This is a genomic window from Nonomuraea salmonea, assembly GCF_042428605.1.
Taxonomy (GTDB): domain Bacteria; phylum Actinomycetota; class Actinomycetes; order Streptosporangiales; family Streptosporangiaceae; genus Nonomuraea; species Nonomuraea salmonea.
The window spans coordinates 77990-101369 of sequence record NZ_JBHMCF010000002.1; the positions used below are offsets into that span (position 1 = coordinate 77990).

Annotated in this window: 20 protein-coding genes and 1 pseudogene; 10 read left to right on the plus strand and 11 right to left on the minus strand. The window is 71.6% G+C overall.

All coding sequences use genetic code 11. The features are described from left to right. Nucleotides 1-17 precede the first annotated feature (17 nt). Nucleotides 18-482 (plus strand): hypothetical protein, encoded by a 465-nt coding sequence (locus ACFFR3_RS00380; RefSeq protein ID WP_379482409.1) that lies wholly within the window; start codon nucleotides 18-20, stop codon nucleotides 480-482. Between the two features lie 100 nt (nucleotides 483-582). Here the strand turns inward: ACFFR3_RS00380 and ACFFR3_RS00385 are convergent, their stop codons facing one another. The 4 genes from ACFFR3_RS00385 to fdhA all read right to left on the minus strand — a co-directional run bounded on the left by ACFFR3_RS00385 (nucleotide 583) and on the right by fdhA (nucleotide 6306). Beyond that, on the minus strand, nucleotides 583-2535 hold the full coding sequence (locus tag ACFFR3_RS00385; protein WP_345388278.1) for an ABC transporter ATP-binding protein: 1953 nt from the start codon (nucleotides 2533-2535) through the stop codon (nucleotides 583-585). Further along, the gene (locus tag ACFFR3_RS00390) at nucleotides 2532-4268 is read right to left on the minus strand and encodes an ABC transporter ATP-binding protein (protein ID WP_345388281.1); all 1737 of its coding nucleotides are present in this window, start codon (nucleotides 4266-4268) and stop codon (nucleotides 2532-2534) included. Before ACFFR3_RS00390 ends, ACFFR3_RS00385 begins: the two co-directional genes overlap by 4 nt. Then, complete coding sequence (locus tag ACFFR3_RS00395; protein WP_345388283.1) at nucleotides 4268-4894, minus strand: TetR/AcrR family transcriptional regulator; 627 nt, start codon at nucleotides 4892-4894, stop codon at nucleotides 4268-4270. The genes ACFFR3_RS00390 and ACFFR3_RS00395 overlap by 1 nt, the downstream gene beginning before the upstream one ends. A gap of 188 nt (nucleotides 4895-5082) precedes the next feature. Then, entirely contained in the window at nucleotides 5083-6306 is a 1224-nt protein-coding gene (gene fdhA / locus ACFFR3_RS00400; protein ID WP_345388286.1) for a formaldehyde dehydrogenase, glutathione-independent, read from the minus strand. 380 nt (nucleotides 6307-6686) lie between these two features. Here fdhA and ACFFR3_RS00405 point away from each other — a divergent pair, with 380 nt between their 5' ends. Continuing rightward, nucleotides 6687-7691 carry a polysaccharide deacetylase family protein gene (locus ACFFR3_RS00405; RefSeq protein ID WP_364371089.1) on the plus strand — a complete coding sequence of 335 codons (1005 nt, stop codon included), beginning with the start codon at nucleotides 6687-6689 and terminating at the stop codon, nucleotides 7689-7691. A gap of 106 nt (nucleotides 7692-7797) precedes the next feature. On the opposite strand, the gene ACFFR3_RS00410 is transcribed toward ACFFR3_RS00405, so the two are convergent. Next, nucleotides 7798-8397, minus strand: a complete 600-nt coding sequence (locus ACFFR3_RS00410; protein ID WP_364371086.1) for a TetR/AcrR family transcriptional regulator — start codon at nucleotides 8395-8397, stop codon at nucleotides 7798-7800. Between the two features lie 69 nt (nucleotides 8398-8466). Here ACFFR3_RS00410 and ACFFR3_RS00415 point away from each other — a divergent pair, with 69 nt between their 5' ends. Then, the gene (locus ACFFR3_RS00415; protein WP_345388293.1) at nucleotides 8467-9519 is read left to right on the plus strand and encodes an amidohydrolase family protein; all 1053 of its coding nucleotides are present in this window, start codon (nucleotides 8467-8469) and stop codon (nucleotides 9517-9519) included. Between the two features lie 326 nt (nucleotides 9520-9845). Here the strand turns inward: ACFFR3_RS00415 and ACFFR3_RS00420 are convergent, their stop codons facing one another. Continuing rightward, the gene (locus tag ACFFR3_RS00420) at nucleotides 9846-10700 is read right to left on the minus strand and encodes an aminoglycoside phosphotransferase family protein (RefSeq protein WP_345388295.1); all 855 of its coding nucleotides are present in this window, start codon (nucleotides 10698-10700) and stop codon (nucleotides 9846-9848) included. A 93-nt stretch (nucleotides 10701-10793) separates the two neighbouring features. Here ACFFR3_RS00420 and ACFFR3_RS00425 point away from each other — a divergent pair, with 93 nt between their 5' ends. After that, a complete protein-coding gene (locus tag ACFFR3_RS00425; protein WP_379482410.1) occupies nucleotides 10794-11792 on the plus strand; it encodes an ABC transporter permease in 999 nt (332 codons plus the stop codon). Here ACFFR3_RS00425 and ACFFR3_RS00430 read toward each other — a convergent pair. Beyond that, nucleotides 11787-13121, minus strand: a complete 1335-nt coding sequence (locus ACFFR3_RS00430) for a PP2C family protein-serine/threonine phosphatase (RefSeq protein ID WP_379482411.1) — start codon at nucleotides 13119-13121, stop codon at nucleotides 11787-11789. The two genes, ACFFR3_RS00425 and ACFFR3_RS00430, sit on opposite strands and share 6 nt — an antisense overlap. A gap of 321 nt (nucleotides 13122-13442) precedes the next feature. On the opposite strand from ACFFR3_RS00430, the gene ACFFR3_RS00435 reads away from it, so the two are divergent. Next, nucleotides 13443-14723 (plus strand): acyltransferase family protein, encoded by a 1281-nt coding sequence (locus ACFFR3_RS00435; protein ID WP_379482412.1) that lies wholly within the window; start codon nucleotides 13443-13445, stop codon nucleotides 14721-14723. Here ACFFR3_RS00435 and ACFFR3_RS00440 read toward each other — a convergent pair. Together ACFFR3_RS00440 and ACFFR3_RS00445 are read right to left on the minus strand one after the other, a co-directional pair. Further along, on the minus strand, nucleotides 14707-15378 hold the full coding sequence (locus ACFFR3_RS00440; protein WP_345409341.1) for a hypothetical protein: 672 nt from the start codon (nucleotides 15376-15378) through the stop codon (nucleotides 14707-14709). The two genes, ACFFR3_RS00435 and ACFFR3_RS00440, sit on opposite strands and share 17 nt — an antisense overlap. Beyond that, nucleotides 15279-15920, minus strand: a complete 642-nt coding sequence (locus ACFFR3_RS00445) for a SigE family RNA polymerase sigma factor (RefSeq protein WP_345388307.1) — start codon at nucleotides 15918-15920, stop codon at nucleotides 15279-15281. The genes ACFFR3_RS00440 and ACFFR3_RS00445 overlap by 100 nt, the downstream gene beginning before the upstream one ends. 125 nt (nucleotides 15921-16045) lie before the next feature. On the opposite strand from ACFFR3_RS00445, the gene ACFFR3_RS00450 reads away from it, so the two are divergent. Continuing rightward, entirely contained in the window at nucleotides 16046-16924 is an 879-nt protein-coding gene (locus ACFFR3_RS00450; RefSeq protein ID WP_364371062.1) for a hypothetical protein, read from the plus strand. Nucleotides 16925-17040: 116 nt separating this feature from the next. Next, nucleotides 17041-17193: pseudogene (locus ACFFR3_RS00455) on the plus strand (FAD-binding protein); the annotation flags it as partial. Nucleotides 17194-18103: 910 nt separating this feature from the next. Here ACFFR3_RS00455 and ACFFR3_RS00460 read toward each other — a convergent pair. Next, a complete protein-coding gene (locus tag ACFFR3_RS00460) occupies nucleotides 18104-20203 on the minus strand; it encodes an MMPL family transporter (protein WP_345388311.1) in 2100 nt (699 codons plus the stop codon). 78 nt (nucleotides 20204-20281) lie between these two features. On the opposite strand from ACFFR3_RS00460, the gene ACFFR3_RS00465 reads away from it, so the two are divergent. Together ACFFR3_RS00465 and ACFFR3_RS00470 are read left to right on the plus strand one after the other, a co-directional pair. After that, a complete protein-coding gene (locus tag ACFFR3_RS00465; protein WP_345388312.1) occupies nucleotides 20282-20755 on the plus strand; it encodes a MarR family winged helix-turn-helix transcriptional regulator in 474 nt (157 codons plus the stop codon). A gap of 125 nt (nucleotides 20756-20880) precedes the next feature. After that, the gene (locus tag ACFFR3_RS00470) at nucleotides 20881-21432 is read left to right on the plus strand and encodes a DUF421 domain-containing protein (RefSeq protein ID WP_345388313.1); all 552 of its coding nucleotides are present in this window, start codon (nucleotides 20881-20883) and stop codon (nucleotides 21430-21432) included. Here ACFFR3_RS00470 and ACFFR3_RS00475 read toward each other — a convergent pair. Continuing rightward, complete coding sequence (locus ACFFR3_RS00475; RefSeq protein ID WP_379482413.1) at nucleotides 21391-22047, minus strand: YqjF family protein; 657 nt, start codon at nucleotides 22045-22047, stop codon at nucleotides 21391-21393. The genes ACFFR3_RS00470 and ACFFR3_RS00475 overlap by 42 nt on opposite strands. 187 nt (nucleotides 22048-22234) lie before the next feature. Between ACFFR3_RS00475 and ACFFR3_RS00480 the strand changes: the two genes are divergently transcribed. Further along, nucleotides 22235-23377 carry a carboxylate-amine ligase gene (locus ACFFR3_RS00480; RefSeq protein WP_379482414.1) on the plus strand — a complete coding sequence of 381 codons (1143 nt, stop codon included), beginning with the start codon at nucleotides 22235-22237 and terminating at the stop codon, nucleotides 23375-23377. Nucleotides 23378-23380 lie beyond the last annotated feature (3 nt).

Genomic DNA, 23380 nt, shown 5'->3' on the forward strand with positions numbered 1-23380 from the left:
TTTCCGTGGAGGCGCGCATGACCGTCACCCCCGCGCAGCTGCGGGCCCTCGCGAGCCGGGCCGAGACGCTCGCCGCCGAGGTCCGGGCCGCCTGCGACACCCCCGCCGACGTGCGGCCGGGCGCCCCAGACCCGTTGGTGGGGGCCCGCCAGGCCGCCGACTGGCTGACCCGCGCCGGCGACGACCTGCGTCAAGCGGCGACGGACCTGGCCCGCACCCAGGTGGAGCCCTGCGCGATGACCTGGGCCGTCTGCCCGGACCACGGCAACACCCTGACCTCCATGGCAGGCGTCTCGACCTGCCGGGTCTGCGGCCGAAGCAGACCCACCCCAAGACCAGGCGAACCGTGCGGCGCCCCGGTGACCTGGAAGGTCATCGACCCCGCAGGCACGGAGACCAGAATGTGCGCCGGCCACATCTTGGGCGCCCGCGCCGTCTCCCACGGCGCCACCTTCATCCCTCTCGACCAGGCCCTCACCTGAGCGACCCTGATCGACCCTGATCGACACGGATCGACACGGAGGCTTCGAGCTGCGCGGGACGACGTAAGGGGAGGGGACGCGCGGCCCCTCCCCTGTCGCGTTATTCGACCTCCGCCACGGCCTGGGCGAACTGGGCCTCGTGGAGGCGGGCGTAGGCGCCGCCGGCCGCCACCAAGGACTCGTGGGTGCCCTGCTCCACGATCTGGCCGTTCTCCATGACGAGGATCAGGCTGGCGTCGCGGATCGTGGACAGGCGGTGGGCGATGACGAAGCTGGTACGCCCCTCGCGCAGCGAGCTCATCGCGCGCTGGATGAGCACCTCGGTGCGTGTGTCGACCGAGCTGGTGGCCTCATCCAGGATGAGGATGGCCGGCTCGGCCAGGAACGCCCTGGCGATGGTGATGAGCTGCTTCTCGCCGGCGCTGACCGCGGCGCCCTCGTCGTCGATGACGGTGTCGTAGCCGTCGGGCAGGGTGTGGGCGATGCGGTCGACGTGGGCGGCCTCGGCGGCGGCCTCGATGCGTTCGCGGGTGGCGTTCTCGGCGCCGTAGCCGATGTTCTCGGCGATCGTGCCGCCGAACAGCCAGGTGTCCTGCAGCACCATGCCGATGTTGGAGCGCAGCTCCTCGCGGGACATCTCGGAGATGTCCACCCCGTCGAGCGTGATGCGGCCGCCGGTCACCTCGTAGAAGCGCATGATGAGGTTGACCAGAGTCGTCTTGCCCGCTCCTGTGGGGCCGACGATGGCCACGGTCTGGCCGGGTTCGACGGTCAGCGACAGGTTCTCGATCAGCGGGCGGTCGGGGTTGTAGGAGAACGACACGTTCTCGAACGCCACCCGGCCCCTGACCTGGTCGGGCCGCGCGGGCTTGGCGGGCTCGGCCGACTGCTCGGGAGCCTCCAGCAGCTCGAAGACCCGCTCGGCGGAGGCGACGCCCGACTGGACGAGGTTCGCCATGCCGGCCACCTGGGTGAGCGGCTGGCTGAACTGCCGGGAGTATTGGATGAACGCCTGCACGTCGCCCAGCGAGATCGAGCCCGACGCCACCTTGAGCCCGCCCACCACGGCGACCAGCACGTAGTTGAGGTTGCCGATGAACATCATGGCCGGCTGGATCACGCCGGAGATGAACTGGGCGCGGAAGCTGGAGCCGAACAGGGCCTGGTTGTGCTCGGTGAAGGTGTCCTCGGCCTCCTTCTGCCGGCCGAACACCTTGACCAGCGTGTGGCCGCCGTACATCTCCTCGATGTGGCCGTTGAGCTTGCCGGTCGAGGACCACTGCGCGATGAACTGCGGCTGCGACCGCTTGCCGATGAGCGCGGTGACCCAGACCGTCACCGGCACCGTGACGAGCGCGATCAGCGCGAGGACCGGCGAGATCACGAACATCATGACCAGCACCGCCACGACCGTCAGCAGCGAGGTGATGAGCTGGCTCATCGTCTGCTGCAGGCTCTGGGCGATGTTGTCGGTGTCGTTGGTGGCGCGGCTGAGGATCTCGCCGCGCGGCTGGGAGTCGAAGTAGCTGAGCGGGAGCCGCCCCAGCTTGGTTTCGATGCGCTCGCGCAGCCGGGCGGCGGCCCGCTGCACGACGGTCGTGGTCATGCGGAACTGCACGATGCCGAGCGCCGCCGCCAGCAGGTAGACGGCCAGCACCCAGGCGAGCACCTGGGCGAGCCCGGTGAAGTCGATGCCCTGGCCCGGCACGACGTGCATCGAGGAGACCATGTCGGCGAAGGTGTCCTGGCCCTGGGCGCGCAGCCCGGCGACCGCCTGCTCCTTGGTGGCGCCCGCCGGGAGCTGGGCTCCGATGACGCCGGAGAAGATCAGGTCGGTGGCGTAGCCGAGGATCTTGGGGCCGATCACGGTGAGCGCGACGCTGGTGGCGCCGAGCGCGAGGATGACGATCAGCAGCGCACGCTCGGGCCGCAGCAGCCGCATGAGGCTGCGCAGCGTGCCGCGGAAGTCGAGCGCCTTCTCCGCGGGCCCGCCCATCATGCGGCCGGGCCCGAAGCCGGGCTGGGGTCGGCGCGCGGGCGCCTGGGCCGTCATGCTGCGGCCTCCTGTTCGGTGAGCTGGGACAGGACGATCTCCCTGTACGTCGGGCAGCTCGTCATGAGGTCGGCGTGGGTGCCGCTGCCGACCAGGCGGCCGTCGTCGAGGACGAGGATGAGGTCGGCGTCGCGGATCGTGTTGACCCGCTGGGCCACGATGACGATGGTCGCGTCGGTGATCTCCTCGGCCAGCGCGGCCCGCAGCCGGGCGTCGGTGGCGTAGTCGAGGGCCGAGAACGAGTCGTCGAAGAGGTAGATCTCCGGCCGGTGCACCAGGGCCCTGGCGATGGCCAGGCGCTGGCGCTGGCCTCCTGAGACGTTGGTGCCGCCCTGGGCGATGGGCTCTTCGAGCTGTCCTGGCATCGCCTCGACGAACTCGCGGGCCTGCGCGATCTCCAGCGCGCGCCACAGCTCCTCGTCGGTGGCGTCGGGGCGGCCGTACCTGAGGTTGGAGGCCACGGTGCCGGTGAAGAGGTAGGGCGCCTGCGGGACCAGGCCGACCGCGCGGGACAGCGCGGCGGGGTCGAGGTCGCGGACGTCGACGCCGTCGACCAGCACCTCGCCCTCGGTGGCGTCGAACAGCCGCGGCACCAGGTTGAGCAACGTCGTCTTGCCGCTGCCCGTACTGCCGATGATCGCGGTCGTACGTCCCGGCCTGGCGGTGAAGGTGAGGCCGGACAGCACCGGCTCCTCGGCGCCCGGGTAGCGGAAGCCGACCGAGCGAAGCTCCAGCTCGCCGTCGTTGCGGCCGGGGGTGACGGGGTTCGCCGGCGGGTGGACGGTCGGCTCGGTGTCGAGCACCTCCTTGATGCGCTCGGCGCACACCTCGGCGCGCGGGATCATCATGAACATGAACATCGCCATCATCACCGACATGAGGATCTGCATGAGATAGGAGATGACCGCGGTCAGCGCGCCCACCTGCATGGTGCCGTCGGCGATGCGGTGGCCGCCGAACCAGATGACGGCGACGCTGGAGACGTTCACGACCAGCATGACCGAGGGGAACATCAGCGCCATCAGCCGCCCGACCTTGAGCGAGACGTCGGTGAGCCGGTCGTTGGCCACGCCGAAGCGCTCGCGCTCGTGCGTGTCGCGGACGAAGGCCCTGATCACGCGGATGCCGGTGATCTGCTCGCGCAGCACCTGGTTGATCCGGTCGATGCGCTCCTGCATCGTACGGAACAGCGGCCGCATCAGCACGACGATCGTGCCCACGATGACGATCATCAGCGGCAGCACCACGAGCAGCAGCGACGACAGCGCGGTGTCCTGGCGCAGCGCCAGCACGATGCCGCCGACGCACATGATGGGCGCGGCCACCATCATCGTGAACGTCATCAGCACCAGCAGCTGGACCTGCTGCACGTCGTTGGTGGTGCGGGTGATCAGCGAGGGCGGGCCGAACCTGTTGACCTCCTGGACGGAGAAGGCCTGGGTGCGGTGGAAGACGGCGGCCCGCAGGTCCCTGCCGAGGGCCATGGAGATGTAGGCGCCGTAGTAGACGGCCACGATCGAGCAGACGATCTGGATGAGCGTCACACCCAGCATCAGCAGCCCGATGCGCATGATCGTGCCGGTGTCGCCCTTGACGACCCCGTCGTCGATGATGTCGGCGTTGAGCGTGGGGAGGTAGAGCGTGGCCAGTGTCTGGACGAACTGGAAGAGGACGACGAGCGTGATCTCTTTCCCGTACGGCCTGAGCTGGACGCGCAGGAGACGGAACAGCATCAACTGGTGCTTTCTGTGAATGGAGTGGGGGAAGGCCGTACGAGCAGCCCGTCAAGCAGCACGGAGACGATCCCGTCGTCGTCCATGTCGCTGAACTCGTCGCCGGCGGGGCCGAACTTGGCCTGGGTGCTGACCGCGATCAGCATGAGCAGCAGGTGCGCCGCGGCCTTGGGGGAACGGCGCAGCCGGTCGCGGTCGGGCGCCATGAGGGCGGCCACCGCGTCGGCGATGTGGCGGCGGCTGCTGAGCAGGTGCTGGGCGAACTCCTTGTCGCGCATCGCCACTTCACCGACGCCGGCGTGGAGCCGCTCGTTGGTCTTCATGCCGTCGCGCACCAGCTTGACCACCTGGCTCAGCCGGGTGCGCAGGTCGGTCTCGGTGCCGACGGCCTGGATGCGTTCGACGGCCGGTCGCGGGTCGAACGCGTGCATGAGCGTCGCCCGTACGAGTGACGCCTTGTCGGGGAAGACGCCGAAGATCGTGCCCTCGGCCACGCCCGCGGCTTCGGCGATCTTCCTGGTGCTCACCGCGGTGCCGTGTTCGCGCAGCAGCGGGAGCGTGGCGGCGATGAGCGCGGCCCTCCGGTCTTCCGGGGCCATGGCCGGCACCCGTCGCCTCTTACTCATGCGAAGGAGGCTAATGAGTGAGTACTCGCTCGTTCAACGGGTTTTATCCCGACAAAGCCGCTGTCGAGCGCTGAACAGCCTGCTAGGGGGACTGACGGGAGGCCACAAAATGGCCGGGGTCGCCGCGGATGAGGACGAGGACGGTGTCGGGCGAGCCGCACAGCACGCCCGGCACCGTACCTCCGGAACTACGCGGCGGCGCCGAGGTAGCCGTTCGGGTCGAGGACGTACTTGCGGGCCGCGCCCTGGTCGAACTCCTGGTAGCCGCGCGGCGCCTCGTCCAGCGGGATCGGCGTCGCGTTGACGGCCTTGGCGATCTGGACGCGGTCGTGCAGGATCGCCTGCATGAGCTGGCGGTTGTAGCGCATGACCGGGCACTGTCCCGTGGTGAAGCTGTGCGACTTGGCCCAGCCGAGCCCGATCCTGATCGACAGCGACCCCTGCTTGGCGGCCTCGTCGGCGGCGCCCGGGTCGCCGGTCACGTACAGGCCGGGGATGCCGAGCGCGCCGCCCGCCCTGGTGATGTCCATCAGCGTGTTGAGCACGGTCGCCGGGTGCTCCGTCTGCGCCTCGCGGCCGTGGCCGCGCGCCTCGAAGCCGACCGCGTCCACGGCGCAGTCCACCTCGGGCTCGCCGAGGATCTGCTCGATCTGGTCCTTGGGCTCGCCCTGCGAGACGTCCACGGTCTCGCAGCCGAAGCTGCGCGCCTGCTCAAGGCGCTGCTCGTTGAGGTCGCCGACGATGACGACGGCGGCTCCGAGCAGCAGCGCGGACGCGGCGGCGGCCAGTCCGACCGGTCCGGCGCCGGCGATGTAGACGGTCGAGCCGGGCTGTACGCCGGCGGTCACGCAGCCGTGGTAGCCGGTCGGGAAGATGTCCGAGAGCATGGCCAGGTCGAGGATCTTCTCCATCGCCCGGTCCTTGTCGGGGAACTTCAGCAGGTTCCAGTCCGCGTACGGCACCAGCGCGTACTGCGCCTGCCCGCCGATCCAGCCGCCCATGTCGACGTACCCGTACGCCGAACCGGGCCGGTCCGGGTTCACGTGCTCGCAGATGCCGGTCTTGCCCTCCTTGCAGTTGCGGCACCGGCCGCAGGAGATGTTGAACGGCACCGACACGAGGTCGCCGACCTTGATGAACTCCACACCGGGGCCGGTCTCGACGACCTCGCCGGTGATCTCGTGGCCGAGCACGAGGCCCTGGGGCGCGGTCGTACGGCCCCTGACCATGTGCTGGTCGCTGCCGCAGATGTTGGTGGCGACGGTCTTGACGACGGCGGCGTGGGGCAGCTTGCGCCCGACGTTGCCCGGGTTGACGCCGGGACCGTCCTTCAGCTCGAAATCGGGATAGTCGAGCTCGTGGACCTCGACCTTTCCTGGGCCTTCGTACACGACTCCCTTGTTGCCGGGCATGGGGAACTCCCCCTCTTCAGAAGGTGACGGGCGTACGGTTCTCGACGGCCTTCCTGATCACCCCCCTGCACGCGACATTGCGACAGAAGCTGAAAAAGACGCATAAAACGCCCTCTCCTGCCGAATATACCCACCGGTTTCCGCCCGCCTCCGGCTGTGACCGACTAGGGGCCCGCCGTTGACCGAGACCTGCCGTGGCCGTGGAAGAAGCTTTCATGGACCCGATAATTTTCGGTAGCTATAGAGGCATGTGAAAGCATCTGCTGCCCGCCACATTACCGACGCGTGTCCGAAACATTTCTGCCGAACGTTGACACCTTTCGGTGCCGTTCTCACAATGACCGCAGGTGCAGCCCTCTCAGACGATCAAAGGGACCAGCATGATCGACCGGAAACGCCGCAGCGCGCTCGTCACCGCGCTCTTAGGCGCGATCCTCGCCACCTGCCTCGCCGTCACCGCCACCTCAGCCGTCGCGGCCCAACGCCACGCCGCCGCAGCGGACTGCAGCGCCGGGTACGTCGGGCTGACGTTCGACGACGGGCCCAACCCCGGCAACACGCTCAACCTGCTCAATGCCCTGACCTCGAACGGCCTGCGCGCCACCATGTTCAACACCGGCCAGAACGCCCAGAACAACCAGAGCCTGGTCAGGGCGCAGCGCGACGCGGGCATGTGGATCGGCAACCACAGCTGGTCGCACCCCCACCTGACGCAGCTCGGCAGCTCGCAGATCACCTCCGAGCTGCAGCGCACCCAGCAGATCATCCAGCAGGTCACGGGCAGCGCGCCGCGGCTGTTCCGGCCGCCGTACGGGGAGACCAACGGCACGGTCCGATCCATCGAGCAGCAGCTCGGCCTCACCGAGGTGCTGTGGGACGTCGACTCCCAGGACTGGAACGGCGCCGGCACCGCCCAGATCGTCCAGGCCGCGGGCCGCCTGCAGAACGGCCAGGTCATCCTCATGCACGACCAGTACGCCACCACTCTGGCCGCCATCCCCCAGATCGCCGCGAACCTGAGCAGCCGCAACCTGTGCGCCGGCATGATCTCCCCCAGCACCGGCCGCGCCGTCGCCCCCGACGGCGGCGGCGGCCCCACCACCCCGCCGCCCGGCGGCTCCTGCACCGCCACCATCACGCCGGGCCAGCAGTGGGGCGACCGGTTCAACCTGTCGGTGACGGCGTCGGGGTCGAGCTCGTGGATCGTCACGGTGACGCTGAACCAGCCGCAGCGGGTCATCGCCACGTGGAACGGCAGCCCGTCCTGGGACTCCAGCGGGCGCGTGATGACGATGCGGCCGAACGGCAACGGCAACACCTTCGGCTTCACCGTCCTGCACGGCGGCAACTGGACCTGGCCCTCGGTCTCCTGCCGCACCAGCTGACGCCCTCCGCGAACCACCCCGGCCGGCCGCGCCGCCTGTGCCCTTCCGCCGCGGCCGGACCGGGGGAGGCGGCGGGCCCTTGAGCCGGGGGCCCGCCGCCGGCCGCTCAGCGAGGGGCCGCCAGGGGGAGCAGGATCTCGTCCACGAGCGTGACGACGTCCTCGGCGGTCACGAACCCCTTGTCGGCGGACTCGCCGAGGAGCATGCGCGGCCCCACCGAGGCCACCAGCGGGGTCACGCGCGCCGGGTCGGCCTCGCCTCGCTCGGCGGCGGCCCTGAGGCAGCCGAGCAGGATGTCCCGATGCGGGACGATCACCAGCTCCTTGATCGCCGCGGCCAGCCGGGGCGGCCGCCCGCGGTCGTTCAGCAGCTGGTGCAGCGCCCGCCCCCGCGGCTCGGACAGGACGGCGGCGAACCTGTTCAGCAGCTCCAGCAGATCGCCGCGGAGCGACCCGGTGTCAGGGACGTGCTGCCCGCCGAACCCGACGACCGGGTCACGGAGTGCGGCGAGCAGCAGCTCGTCCGGCGAGGACCAGCGCCGGTACAGCACCGACTTGCCGGTGCCGGCACGCGGCGCGAGCTTGTCGAACGCGAGCGCACCGAACCCCTGCTCGGCGAGCGCCTCGAAGGCCGCCTGGTAGATGGCCCTGGTCAGCTCACTGCCCCGCCGCCGCGTGGACGGCTCGGTGCCAGGACGGAAGGTCACCCCTCCGGTTATAGCGGACGCCGCCGTACACTCTGTTAGAGGACAAAACTGTCTCTTAAAGGAGTGGACATGGCTGAAGCGTTCTCGGTGGTCGATGTGCGGGTCTTCGACGGGCGGGAGCTGACCGCGCCGGTGACTGTGACCGTGCGCGACGGGGTGATCGAGGGCGGGCCGGGTGGTGGGAGGGTCGTCGACGCGCGTGGCGCCGTCCTCCTGCCGGGTCTGATCGACGCGCACGTTCACGTACGCCGGCGGGAAACGCTGGACGTGCTGGCCCGTCACGGTGTGACCACGGCGCTCGACATGGCCTCATGGCCACCGGAGCTGCCGGATTCCCTGCGGCGCGCGTCGGGCACCACGGACCTGCGCAGTGCCGGGCTGCCGGCCATCGGGCCCGGCGGGCGGCACGCCAAGCTGCTCGGCCTGCCCGAGGAGGCCATCGTGACCGAACCGGCTGCCGCCGAGGGGTGGGTCGCGGCGCGGGTCGCGGAGGGATCCGACTACATCAAGGTCATCCTGGAGGCGCCCGGCCAGGGCGGACCGGGAGTCGAGGTCGCGCGGGCGCTGGTCGAGGCGGCACATCGGCACGGCAAGCAGGTCGTCGCGCACGCGGCCTCCCCCGGCGCCTACACGATGGCGATCGACGCGGGCGCCGACGTGGTGACCCATGCCCCGCTGGGGATGCCGGCCGGCACGTCCGACGTGGAGCGGACGCGAGTCGCCGTCCCCACGCTGACGATGATGCGGGCCATCGCGAGCTTCTCCGGCCGGCCCGAGGGCTTCGCCGCCGCGCGGGCCACGGTCGAGGCCCTGCACCGGGCCGGGGTGCCGATCCTGGCCGGCACCGACGCCAACGACGAGCTGGGCGACGCGCTCGCCGTCCCGTACGGGACGAGCCTGCACGACGAGCTGGCGCTGCTCGTCGAGGCCGGGCTTAGTACGGCGGCCGCGCTCAGGGCCGCCACCTCGCTGCCCGCCCGCCACTTCGGGCTGGCCGACCGCGGCGTCATCGCGCCGGGCCTGCGGGCCGACCTGCTACTCATCGACGGCGACCCGCTCGCCGACATCACCGCCACGCGCAACGTGCTGCGGGTGTGGTGCGCCGGGGTCGAGCGGTCGTGACCGTGCCGGGACCCCCGGGCCCGGGACGATCATGATCGTTCGTACGGTCAGGAGCCGTCACCAGCCCCAGCCGCCGCCTCCCCAGGGGCCGCCCCAGCCCCACCAGCGCCTTCTCCTCCAGCGCCAGCGGCGCCTCCGCCAGCGGCATCGCCAGCCGCGTCGGCCGCAGCCGCCCCCTTGCTCGAATCCGGGACCTCCAGCCATGGTCGTCCCTCCCCCCGTAGCTTTGCTCCCTTCGTGTTCAGGCTAGGCCGGAAATCACCACAAACCGGGGCATATTTCGCGATTTCACGGTGTCTTGACGGCAATATCACTACGTAAAGCGGCTACCGGACCGCGCCCGCCTCCGCCTTCATCCAGGCCGCGATGTGCCGGGCGTAACTGTCCGGGAGAGGCAGCGGATCGCCGCCGATGGTGAACACCGCGCAGAGGATGTTCACCCCGAACAACCGGTCCCAGACCCTGGCCCGGCGACAGGTGTCGGCGTCCACGGCCGCCCGCACGTTCTCCCAGCCGTGCCAGGCCATGAACGCGGCGTCGATCGCCGGGTCGAACAGCTGCGCCCGGTCCCAGTCGAGCACCCCGACCAGCGTGCCGTCCTGCGCCCAGTGCACGTTGTCGCCGGCCAGGTCGCCGTGCACCAGCACGTCGGGCACCGTCTCCAGCTCCAGCGCCGCGGCCAGCCTGCGCTCCGCCTCGGGCCGCAGCCGTTCCGGCAGCCGGGGCAGCACCTCGTGCTCCAGCACGCGCGCCCAGTGCCCGTCGTGCGCCCTGGGCGCGGGCAGCAGCCCGCGCAGCTCCTCCGTCACCGGCAGCTCGCGCAGCGCCGCCAGCAGCCCGGCGATCTGCCCGGGATCGCCCTGGCCCTCCGGCAGCCCCGTACCGTCGAGCCAGGAGACCGCCACGGCCCTGCGCTCGCCGAAGTCGGTCACCGGCGTCAGCGGCTCAGGCACCTCGAAGGGCGGCCCGGCCGCCCGGACCGCGCGCAGGATCTCGACCCCGCGCGGCATCTGCGCCGCGCCGAGCGGGCGGCGGGAGACGCGTACCGCGGCCACGCCCGGCAGCAGCACCACGTCGTGCACCCCGCCGGGACCGCGCCGCGCCCGGTCCAGCGGCGCGCCCGGCACCAGCGCGTCGGCGATCTCCAGCAGGTCGTCGGTCAAAGGTTCTGGCTCGTTCACCGCGCGAGCCTATCCGCCGCCGGAGGATCAAACCTGCACAAGGGGCGCGTGTCACCGCCGGGGCGGCAGGCCGCGCATGCCTAGCGTGAGGGCATGCACGAACGGTTGCGGCACCGCTGGGCGGCTCTCAAGGAGTCGCCGTACGGGCCGGCCACCGTGCTCATCCTCATCGTCTCGGCCGGCGCCGGGCTGTTCGCGGGCTCCTACACCTACGCCATGGCCAACCCCACCCCGCATCGGATCCCGGTCGCGGTGGTCGGGGTGAGCCACGAGACCGTGCGCGGCAGGGCGTTCGCCGCCGGCCTGGAGCGGCAGCTCAACGCCTCGCTCGCGCTGATCTACCAGCCGTCGCCGGCGCGCGCCCGGCAGCTGGTCGAGGAGCAGCGGGTCTTCGGAATCCTCGTGGTGCGCGGCTCGGACGTCAGGCTCGACGTCTCCGGCGCGGCGGGCGCGTCGGTCGCGCAGGTGCTCACCCAGGCCGCCCCCGTGGCGGCGGCGCGCATCGGGGTCCGGCTGACCGTGCGCGACATCAAGCCGCTGCAGCGCGGCGACCCGCGCGGCCTCGCGCTGTTCTACATCACGCTGGCCGCGGTGGTCATGGGGTTCATCGGCGCCGTCCAGCTCAACGTGCACGCGGGCGGGCTGACGCCATGGCAGCGCATCGCGGCCGTCGTCACGTACTCGATGCTCGGCGCGCTGGCCATCGTCGCCATCGTCGACTGGGTGCTCGGCGCGCTCATCCTGCCGATCATGGAGTCGTGGTTCATCCTGGCGCTGACCATGTTCGCGTCGGGGATGGTGTTCACCATGTTCGACACCCTCGTCGGGCGCTGGGCCATGCTGCCGACCTGGGGACTGATGGTGCTGCTCGGCAACCCGTCGTCGGGCGGCGCGGTGTCGTGGCCGCTGCTGCCCTCGCCGCTCGGCGCCATCGGCCGCTGGCTGCCGCCCGGCGCCTCGGTCAACGCCCAGCACACCGCCGTCTACTTCGGCGGCCACCAGCGGCTGATGCCGTTCCTCGTGCTCGCGCTGTGGGCGCTGGGCTCGATGGCGGTCTTCCTCATCCTGCGCGAGCGCCGTCCCGGCTCATGACCGCAGCGCCGCGGGCGCGGCCACCCGCACGGCGAGCAGGGCGACGTCGTCGCAGAACCGCTCGCCCCGGTGCGCGAGCAGCCGGTCGCACATCTCCTCCAGCGGCAGGTCGCGCAGCTCGGCGGCGGCGCGCGCGAGGTCGGCCATGCCCGCGTCGATCCCTTCCGGCGGCTCCTCCACCAGGCCGTCGGTGTAGAAGATCAGGTTCGAGCCGGCCGGGACCACCTGCTCGTGGTCGGGACGCGGCAGATCGGGGGCGACGCCCAGCGGATGGCCGGCCTCCGCCCGCAGGTAGAAGGCCGCGCCGTCGCCGGTGACCAGCAGCGGCGGCGGATGGCCCGCGCTCGACCAGCCCAGCAGCCACTCCGCGGCGCCGCGCTCCTCCAGGCGGGCCACCAGCACCGTCGCCATCGGCCCGCCGTGCAGGCCGTGCAGCACCTCGTCCAGGCAGGCGAGGATGCGGGACGGCGGCCGGCACCGCTCGTACGCGATCACCCGGAGCATGTTGCTGATCTGGCTCATGACGACCGCCGAGCGCACGTCGTGACCCATCACGTCGCCCACCACCAGGCAGGCCACGCCGTCGGGCAGCATGACGACGTCGTACCAGTCGCCGCCGATCGGCGGGATCGCGGTGGAGGGGCGGTAGCGGGCGCACGCCCGCAGGCCGTTCATGTCGGGCAGCTCGGGGAGCAGGCTGCGCTGGAAGGTCTCGGCGCTGCGGCGGATGCGCTCGTACAGGCGGGCGTTCTCGATGGCCACGCCGGCCGCGCTGGCCAGGGCCGCGATGAGCCGCTCGTCGTCGCCGGTGAACGGGCCGCCGCCGCGCTTGTCGGCGAAGTACATGTTGCCGTAGACGGTGCCGCGTACCAGGACGGGCACGCCCAGCAGAGACTTCATGATCGGGTGTGAGGCGGGGTAGCCGCGGAAGGAGGGGTGCGTGGTCACGTCGTCGATCCGCATCGGGCGGGGCCGCGAGACCAGCTCGGCCAGCAGGCCGTGGGCGGTGGGCATGCGGCCGATCGCGTCGACCACCTCGTCGGGCACCCCGTAGGTGACCAGGTCGCTGAACTGCCCCCGCTCGTCCAGCACCCCGAGCGCGCCGTAGCGGGCGTCCACCAGGTCGGCCGAGACCTCCACGACGGTGCGCAGCGCCTGGTTCAGCTGCAGCTCGGAGCTGATCGCCAGGATCGCGTCGAGCAGCCGCTCCATCCGGCCGTGCAGCTCCTGGATCTGACGCAGGCCGGCCCGCAACCGCTGGAGACTCTCAGCACCCAGCGGGCCCAGGTCCGCACCGTACGCGCCGTCGTCGCGCTCCTGCTCGCTCACCTCCACCCCCCGAGATGCCGCCGCCCTCCCCTCATGCCCCGTGCCCCTGGCATGACACCTGGTCACGGGCCCGCTCGATCGATGGTCCGTGACACGAGGCCCAGGACGGGCAGGTGCGGTTCCGGGCGGCCGAAACGCTCGCGGGATTCGATCGCGTGGCCGCCGTCACGACATTCCGCGCGCTCGTCTCGAACGCCGCCGTGAATCCCCAGGTCATCCGGTGAGCGGCGGACGCGGTCGAGGATCTCACGAGCGTGCCCGGCGGAGGGTTCCGGTCTTGACTCTCAGCATTCACCCAGCTTGACCCTTTAGCGTTATGGGATGGTTACCAACGTGGCCGCCGAGAAGGGCAGCGGCCTGCAGGGGCACGAACGGCCGGCGGCCGGGCGGCAGACCTGGCTCGACGCGTTGCGCGGTGTGGCCGTGCTGGCCGTGCTCTTCGAGCACCTGCTTGACGCGCTCTTCCCCGAGGTCCGCGCCAACGTCAGCCCGTGGTTCGACTTCGGCCAGTACGGCGTGATGGTGTTCTTCCTCATCAGCGGCTACGTGGTGCCGGCCTCGCTGGAGCGGCGGGGCAGCGTCACCGGGTTCTGGACGGGCCGGTTGTTCAGGCTCTATCCGCTGTGGATCCTCGTGGCGCTGGCCGGGACGTTGTTCGGGCTGGTGCCGGTCTACTGGGAGCTGCCCGACCAGGTCGCCGACCACCCGCTCACGGGCGCCGTCGCCCACGTGACCATGATGCAGGACTTCCTCCAGGTGCCCAGCGTCGTCAACGTGTTCTGGACGCTGTCGTACGAGATGGTCTTCTACCTGCTGGTGACCGCGCTCTTCCTGCTCGGGCGGGGACGCCCCCGCACGACCGGCGTGCTCGGCGTGGCGGTGGCGGGCGTGCTCGTGGGCGGGGTGCTGCCCGCGGGCGCGCTGTCGAGCGCGCTCGGCGTCGAGGTGACCGTCGTGGCCGCCACCGGTGTGGGGGTGCTGGGGCTGGCCGCCGTCCTCATGGGCGGTCACCGTCTCCGCCTGGCCGGCGGCGCCGCCGTGGGGGCGCTGGCCATCGTGCTGCTGTGCGTCAACAGCAGGATCGGCGCCTGGCAGAGCGTGGCGATCCTGGGCACGATGTTCGCCGGCACCGCGCTCTACCGGCTCGACCACGGGCAGCTCAGGCGCGGCGTGGGGCGCTGGATGATCGGGCTGGTGCCGGCCGCGTCCATCGCCGCCGCCTTCTGGTACGGCCCCGGCTGGGGCATGCCGGACGACGAGGCGATGGCGTTCCGGTGGAGCTGGTCGGCGGCGGTGGCGGCCGCCTGGCTGACGTTCCTGGCCTGCCGCCTGGTGCGCTCGTACGAGATGCCGCAGCCCCTCGTCCGCCTCGGGCTGATCAGCTACTCCGTCTACCTGCTGCACCCCCTGTTCATCCAGGTGCTGCGGCGGCTGGTCCCCGACCCAGGCCCGGTGCCGCTGCCCACCCGCATCGGCTACTCGCTGGTGGTGTGCTGCACGGTGGTGGGGTCGGCCGCCCTGTCCTACCGGTACGTCGAGCGGCCGGCCCACGCGTTCGGCCGCCGGCTGGTGGCCAGGCCGGCGGTCAGAGCGTCGAGCTGAGCCCCTGCCCGATCCTGCGCAGCTCCGCCTCGACCCTTGTGGCGCTCCTGAGGTCCTTGGCGTAGGTGGGGCTGAACGAGATCTCCGCCCACTGCCGCTCCTTGAGCTGCACGAACAGCGTCGGCGTGCCCTTCATGCCGTCCTCGCCGACGTTCTGGATCACCAGGTAGCCGGCCCGGCCGCCGACGGTGACGTCCTCGCCGTCCTCCTCGCTCCGGTACATCTGGATCCGGTCGGTCAGCTCCAAGGAGGCGTCGTTCTCGTACATGTAGACCTGGACGCAGTAGAAGCCGTTCTTGTCGCCCTTGTAGTCGTAGGTGACGCTGTACTTGTCGCCGAAGTCGATCGACCAGTGCTTCCACTGCAGGCGCTTGGGCAGGTAGCCCACCTTGACGTGGCCGAACTCCCGGCCGTCGCCCAGATCCCCGAGGTCCGGCGGATCCGAACGCATCGGCGGGGTGTCGTCGATGGCCGGCGGCTCCACCGTGGCCGTCACCTGGTCGGGGAAGGTCGCCAGCGAGCCGGCGGCCACGTACCCGACCGGCATGGCCGCGATCACCGCCACCGACAGGGCCGCAGCGGTCGCCGTGAGCCTCCTGCGCCTGCTCCTGGCGCCGGCGACCACCCGGTCCAGCAGGTCGGGCGCCGCGTGCAGGTCCGCGGTCTCCTCGGCCATGAGCCGGCGCAGCTCGTTCTCAAGCGTGGGCATTGCTGATCACTCCCTCCACGTCCGCGCCGCCGAACGCCGCACGCAGCTTCGCCATCGCCTTCGACGCCTGGCTCTTCACCGTCCCCGTCGAGCAGCCCCACCTCGGCCGCCTGCTGCTCGCTGAGGTCCTCCCAGTAGCGCAGCACGACCACCGCGCGCTGCCGTGGCGGCAGCTTGCGCAGCGCCTCCATGAGGACGTGCCGCAGGTCGGCGTCCGTCGTGCGGGCGGCGCGCTCCGGCGGGGTGTGCACGGGGATGAAGCTGAGGATCGCGCGGCGGCGGGCGCGGCTGATGGAGAGGTTGATGATGGTGCGGCGCACGTAGGGCTCGGGGCTGTCGTGGCGGACTCTGTCCCAGTTCCGATAGGTACGCTCCAGCGCGGTCTGCAGCACGTCCTCGGCCTCGCTCGCGTCGCCGCAGGCGAGGTACGCCACGCGCAGCAGGCTCGTGCCGCGCGCGGCCACGAACGCTCCGAAGTCGTGTTCCACGCCGTTCACGATCGTCTGTCCAATGTCACGCCCTCTGATACGCCCGGGCGGGGAGCCGCGTTGCCCGGAGGCCGGCGATTATTTCGCGGGGCAACCTCCGGCCGGGCTCGGGCGTATAGGAGGGCGTGACGAGACGTACGAGATTCGTGGGCCTCCTGGCGGCCGCCGTCGCCGGCGGACTGGCCCTGGGCGCCGGCATCATGACCGCCTCGACCGCTGACGCCGTGTCCCCCGGGGGCGCCTACTGGCACACCCGGGTCATCTACGCGTCGGAGCATCCGTGGCGGTTCGGCACCAAGGCGGACCCTTACCGGCTGACCGAGCGGCAGATCATGGAGCAGTGGGCCACGCGCGACGGCCGGTTCTGGAACGGCGGCAGGGAGCTGGGGGCACGGCCGAGCAGCGCGGCCGACGAGCAGGCATGGCAGCGTGACGGCTCCCCCGGCAAGTGGAGCGAGTCCATCGACGGCAAGACGGTGAGGATGTCCACCGAGCCGGCCAACGGGCACGTCAGGCCGAACCGGACCACGACCCAGTTCTTCCTGGCGGGGCAGCGGCTGACGTACGAGGAGGTGCAGCGCCTGCCCGCCGACGCCGAGCGGCTGAAGGACTGGCTGCGCCAGGCCGGCCGGGTCTTCCGAGTCCCGGAGAACGGACTGGACTCGTGGGTGATGTCGGCGCTGCCCATGCTCCTGCACGAGCTGCCGGCTCCGAAGGAGGTCCGCACCGCCGCGTACCGGCTGCTGCTCACGATGCCGGACGTCCGCGCCGACGGCCAGGCCACGGACGCGCTCGGCCGCACCGGCAGCGCCGTCGTGCACACCCGCTCGGGAGGTAAGAAAACGACCACCCAGCGGTTCATCGTGGACACCGAGCGGATGATGCTGCTGTCGTCCGGCAGCGCGACCGACGGCCCTGATGCGCAGCCGGCCAGCAGGGAAGAGAGCACGATGATCGAGGCCGGTTGGACCGACACGCCACCGGCCGTCCCCGCCCTCCCGTGATCCGGCTCCCCGGCCGTCCCGCCCGGCCGGCGGGCATGGCGATCTTCCTGGTTCCGCTCTACGCTCCTGACAAGGATCATGTGTCCCGGGGAGCGTTCATGACCGGACCCAGCTCGATGCGCGTGATCATCGCCGGTGCCGGCATCGCCGGGCTCACCGCCGCGCTCAGCCTGCACGCCGCCGGCATCACCGACGTGACCGTGCACGAGGCGGTGGAGGAGATCCAGCCGCTCGGCGTCGGCATCAACCTCCTGCCCCACGCCGTGCGCGAGCTCATGGAGCTCGGCCTGGGCGACCGGCTGGCCGAGACCGGCGTGGCCACGGCCGACCTCACCTTCCTCAACCCGCGCGGGCAGCGCATCTGGTCCGAGCCGCGCGGCCGCGCCGCCGGCTACCGCTGGCCCCAATACTCGATCCACCGGGGCCGGCTGCTGCTCCTGCTGCTCGACGCCGTACGCGAGCGGCTCGGCCCGGGCGCGGTCGTGCTCGGCTCCCGCATCACCGCTCTCGACCACGACGCCGACCTGCTGATCGGCGCCGACGGCATCCTGTCGGACGTGCGGCGGGCGATGTTCCCCGGCGAGGGCGGGCCGGTGCCGGGCGGCGACGTGCTGTGGCGCGGCACCACCTACGGCAGGCCGTTCATGACCGGCCGGTCCATGCTGATGATCGGCGACCGCGGGCAGAAGCTCGTCATCTACCCCATAGCGCCGCCGTCGGAGGACGGCACCCAGCTCATCAACTGGGCCGTCCAGCACAGGACGGACGTGCGGGGCGTGCCCACCGGCGACTGGAACCAGCCGATCGGCGTCTCCAAGGTGCTGCCCCACGTGCAGGGCTGGCACTGCGACGAGCTCGACGTGTGCGGGCTCGTCGCGGGTGCCGCGCAGGTGCTCGAATATCCGCTGGTGGACCGGGATCCGCTGCCGTACTGGTCGAAGGGGAACGTGACGTTACTCGGCGACGCGGCGCACCCGATGTACCCGACGGGCTCCAACGGCGGCACGCAGGCGGTCATCGACGCGCGGGTGCTGCCTGAAGATCGCGGACGAGCGCGCGCCGCTGGGCTTCTCCGACATCGAGTACGTCATGCCGCGGGCGGAGCGCGAGGAGATCGCCCTGCACTACAAGAGGCTGGCCGGGTTCGAGCCCGCCACGCTCAACGCCCGCCGCAGCTGGTCAGTGCCGCTGAGCGGGTGACGGCTCGGCGGCCGGCCGCGACTCGTGCGCTCGGCCCAGCCTGCTGGGCCACCAGGCCCGGCCGCCGAGGTCGCGGACGAGCGCCGGCACCAGCAGCGACCGCACGACGAGCGTGTCGAGCAGCACGCCGAACGCGACGATGAACGCGGTCTGCACGAGGAACGTCAGCGGGATCACGACCAGCGCGGCGAACGTGGCCGCGAGCACCACGCCCGCCGAGGTGATCACTCCGCCGGTGCTGACCAGGCCGCGCAGCACGCCCTCGCGGGCCCCGTGCAGCTCCGTCTCCTCGCGGACCCTGGACATCAGGAAGATGTTGTAGTCGACGCCCAGGGCCACCAGGAAGACGAACCCGTACAGCGGCACCGACGCGTCGGAGCCGGTGAAGCCGAACAGGTGCTCGAAGACGAGCGTGGAGACGCCGAGCGTGGCCAGGAAGTTCAGCGCCACGGTGGCGACCAGCAGCACGGGCATGGCCAGCGAGCGCAGCAGCACGATGAGGATGAGCAGGATGATCACCAGCACGACGGGGACGATGAGCAGCGTGTCCTTCTTCGCGGTGTCGGTGGTGTCGAGCTGCTGGGCGCTGTAGCCGCCGACCAGCACGCCGCCCTCGGAGTGCAGTGAGTCGCGCAGCCGCTTGACGGTGTCCTTGGCGGCGTCACTGTCGGGCTCGTCGCGCAGTGTGGCCTCGATCAGCACCTTGCCGTCGACCACCTTGGCCGCGCCGCCGGGACGGCCGCTCTCGCTGACCGGCGCGGCCTCGAAGACGCCGTCGACGGCCTTCGCCCGCTCCGTCACGTCGGCGGCGCGGTCCTCCGGCGCGACGATGACGGCGGGCTGGCCGGAGCCGCCGGGGAAGTGCTCGCTGAGCGCCGCCTGCGCGGCCACGGAGGGCGCGTCGTTGACGAACGTCTCCTCCAGCGGCACGCCGCGCGCGTTGAGCTGGGGCGCGAAGAGGGCGAGCGCGGCGAGCGGCAGCACGGACGCGGCCCACACCAGGCGCGGCCTGCGGTCGATGAGCGTGGCCACGCGGCCCCAGATGCCGCCCGCGCCGGCGTCGGCCGGGCGCGGCTTGGCCGGCCACAGGGCGGCGCGGCCGAGCAGGACCAGGGTGGCGGGCAGGAAGGTGAGCGCGCTGAGCGCGGCGCAGGCGATGCCGATGGCGCCGACCGGGCCGAGCGCGCGGTTGTTGGTCAGGCTGCTGAGCAGGAGGGCGAGCAGGCCGAGCGCCACGGTGGCGGCGCTGGCCACGATGGGCTCGATCGAGCGGCGCAGCGCGATGCGCCCGGCCGCGAACCTGTCGCGCCCGGCGGCCAGCTCCTCGCGGAAGCGGGCGGTGAGCAGCAGCGCGTAGTCGGTGGCCGCGCCGATGACGAGGATGGACAGGATGCCCTGCACCTGACCGTCCACGCGGACGATGTCGCGGTCGGCCAGGAAGTAGACCACGGCGCAGGCCAGGCCGAGCGCGAAGACGGCGCCGGAGATGATGGCCAGCGGCAGCAGCACGCTGCGGTAGACGGCCAGCAGGATGACCAGGACGGTGATCAGCGCGACGCCGAGCAGCAGGCCGTCGATGCCGGAGAAGGCGTCGCCCAGGTCGGCCCTGGTGGCGGCGGGGCCGCCGAGCTGCGTGGTCAGACCCTCGACGGGGACGGCCTCGCGGATGCGGTCCAGCACGTCGCCGAGGCCGCCGCTGCTGATGTCGGGGCTGAGCTGCACGATGCCCTGCAGCGCCTTCTCGTCGTCGGAGGCGAAGGCGGGCGAAGGGGCGCCGACGACACCGGACGTGCCGCGCAGGGCGGCGAGCGCCTTGGTCGCCGCCGCGGTCTGCTCGGGGGTGACGGCGGCGCCGCCGGAGGTCCAGATGACGATGACGGGTTGCGTGTCTCCCTGCCGGAACTTCTCCTGCACCTCCAGGACCCGTGTGGCTTCGGCGCTCTCGGGCAGGAAGGCGGCCTGGTCGTTCGTGGCGACCTCGGAGAGCTTGCCGGCGAACGGTCCGAGACCGCCGCCCACGGCCAGCCAGGCCAGCACCAGCAGTGCCGGGACGAGCCAGCGGATCGATCGCCGCGCCATGCGGGGTCACCCTTTCGCCACGCCTAGTAGCTCGATCAGTGAGATTCTCAATTATCAAGCTAATGTAGCATGGTCCGCATGAACGGCGGCGACGGGGACGGCGAGACACAGATCGACCTGCGATCCTTCGCGGCCCGGCTGCGCCGGATGACCGCCGAGTTCAATCGCATCGCCCACGAGTTCGCCCAGGCGCAGGGGCTGCACACCACCGACGTCCAGGCGCTCATCATGATCTTCGACGCGGCCGAGCCGATCACGCCGGGCAAGTTGCGCGAGGAGCTCAACCTCACCTCGGGCGCGGTCACCGCCTGTCTCGACCGGCTGGAGCGGGCGGGGCACATCCGCCGGGTCCGCGACGCGCACGACCGGCGGGTGGTCCACCTGCATTATCGCGAGGCCGCCCAAGAGCTGGCCGGCGCGTTCTTCCGGCCGCTCGGGCACGGCACCGAGCGGGTGCTGAGCCGGTTCAGCACCGGCGAGCTGCGCACGATCGCCGCCTTCCTCGACACGTTGAACGAGGAGCTCGGCGTCCTCCGCTCCGCCCCCCGCTGACCGCAACCGTTGACGCCGGTTGCGGCGCCGGGCTCGGGCTCGTCCGGCGCCCGCGTAGGCCACGCACCCGCAGAATTCACCCGGCGGCGGGATTTCCCGCGCGAACGAGCGGGTAGGCGGCACGCATGCCCGATTGGGGAGCGATCTTCCTGCTCAGCACGCCGGTGCTGGAGATCTTCGTACGCGGCACCGTGACGTTCCTCGCGCTGCTGGTCATGCTGCGCCTCGCCGGTCAGCGCGAGTCGGGCGGGCTGGGGCTCACGGACGTGCTGCTGGTCGTGCTCGTCGCCCAGGCCGCGGCGGGCGGCCTGAGCGGCGGCTCGGAGTCGATCGCCGACGGGCTGCTGCTGGTGGCGACGATCCTGCTGTGGAGCATCGCCGTGGACGCGATCGCCTACCGCTGGCCGCTCGCGGCCCGGCTGCTGAAGGCCCGCCCCCGGCCGCTCATCGCCGACGGGCGGCTGGACCACCGGGTCATGCGCCGCGAGTTCATGACCAGGGAAGAGGTGCTCAGCCAGCTGCGGCTGCACGGCCTCCAGGACATCTCCGAGGTCGAATGCGCGTACCTGGAGCCCAACGGCATGATCAGCGTCGTCGCCCGCAGGACCGGCGACCCACCAGCGCCCACCGGACCCTCACCGGCCCCACAGGCCGACCCGCACCGGGACGCCCGGTGAGCCGTGCACCAGCGGCGGCCCCTCGGCAGCGGGCAGACCGGCGGCGCGTACGAGGTCCTGGTCCAGGCCGTCGAGCCGAGCATGGTGCAGGGGCCAGGGCGGGTGCTCCACCTCGGCCGTGACCAGGCGGCCCGCCACAAGGCTGAACAGCCGGAACCTGGCGGTCAGGAAGTGCGCCAGGTCGTCCCGCTCGCGTTCCCGCAGCGGCACGCCGAGCGTCACGTCCACGTCGCAGCGGGCGCCGTACGGGCCGGGCAGCCGCCGGCGGCACCGGTAGCGGGTGCGGCCGTCGCGGGTCTCGACCGACATGTCCGACCAGGCGTAGGGCAACCCGTAGCCACCACGCCCACCGAGCGCGGCGGCCAGGCGGCCGGCGTCCAGGGACAGGAACCAGATGCCGGTACGGCCGCGCTCGTCGCGTACGTACGTCCGCAGGTTCGTCTCGGGGAACGCGGACAGCCAGGGCAGCGCGGGCAGGCCGGGGAGCCGTACGTCGCGCATGAGGAACGGCGTCAGCCCCACCCACGCCGACCCGTCGAACGTCTCGGCCGCCAGCCCCGCGGGGAGCCGTGCCTGCACCTGGTCCGGGTGGTAGCGCCAGTGCAGGAACGTCATCCGCGTCCACCGGTGGTACATCACCGGACGGCGCACGCGGGGTGACGGCGGGGGTCGCATCCGGTTCCCCTGCCCCGGGCGCGGACGGGTAGTCCGTGAGCTTTGACCTCGGGGAATTAGGTGCATTTGCCCTTTCTGTGGGGAGTGGAGAGGTCCACAGGATTCCACTGAACAAGGGGTGATGGTCGTGGAGGGAGACGAGGAAGCGATTCGGGTGGGGGTGGAGGAGGAGTTCCACGTCGTCGACCTCTCCACCCGCCGCCTGGCCGCGCGAGCCGACCTCCTGCTGGATTCGCTGCCTCCGGAGAGCTACGCGCGTGAGCTGCAACGTTCGACGGTGGAGTCCAACAGCGCGCCGTTCATGAAGCTGGACGACCTGGCGCGCGACCTCGGGGAGCTGCGCCGGGGGCTGGTCGAGCAGGCCGACGCGGTGGAGCTGGGCATCGTCGCGGCCGGCAGCGCGCCGCTGGTCGAAAGACGCGAGCAGAAGGTGTCGCAGGAGCCCCGCTACGAGCAGATGCTGAGCGACTACCAGCAGCTCACCAGGGACCAGCTCATCTGCGGCACGCATGTGCACGCCCAGGTGCGCGACCCCGATCTGGCCGTCGCGGTGGCGCACCGGCTGACGCCGTGGGTGCCGCCGCTGCTGGCGCTGTCGGCCAGCTCGCCGTACTGGGACGGCGAGGACACGGGGTACGCCAGCTACCGCAGCCTGATCTGGCAGCGCTGGCCCACGGCGGGCCCGATCGACAAGTACGACTCCGCCGCCGAGTACGACGAGATGATCAAGGAGCTGATCCGCACCGGCGTCATCACCGACCCCGGGATGATCTACTCCGACATCCGTCCCTCGCAGCACGTGCCCACGGTCGAGCTGCGCATCTGCGACTCCTGCCCGCGCGTCGAGGACATCGTGCTGATCGCCGGCCTGTTCCGCGCGATGGTCGCGAGGGAGCTGCAGGAGATCCGCCAGGGCGTGGAGCGCACCGTGCAGCTCGCCGCCGTACGCGCGGCCTCCTGGCAGGCGGCCCGCTCGGGGCTGGAGGGCGAGCTGATCGACCCGGTGAGCGGCGTGCCCCGCCCGGCGCCGGTCGTGATCAGGCGGCTGGTCGAGGGCCTGCGGCCGCAACTGGAGGAGGCGGGCGACGCGGAGCTCGTATCCGTGCTGCTCAAGGAGGCGCTGGCCAGGGGGACGTCCGCGGAGCGGCAGCGGCGCGCGTTCGCCAGGCGAGGGCGGCTGACCGACGTGGTGGACCTGCTGCTGGCCGAGACCAGGGCGTACGGGTGGGATCGTCCAGGCGATCCGCCCGCGTACCGGTCGGCGTCGTGAGCG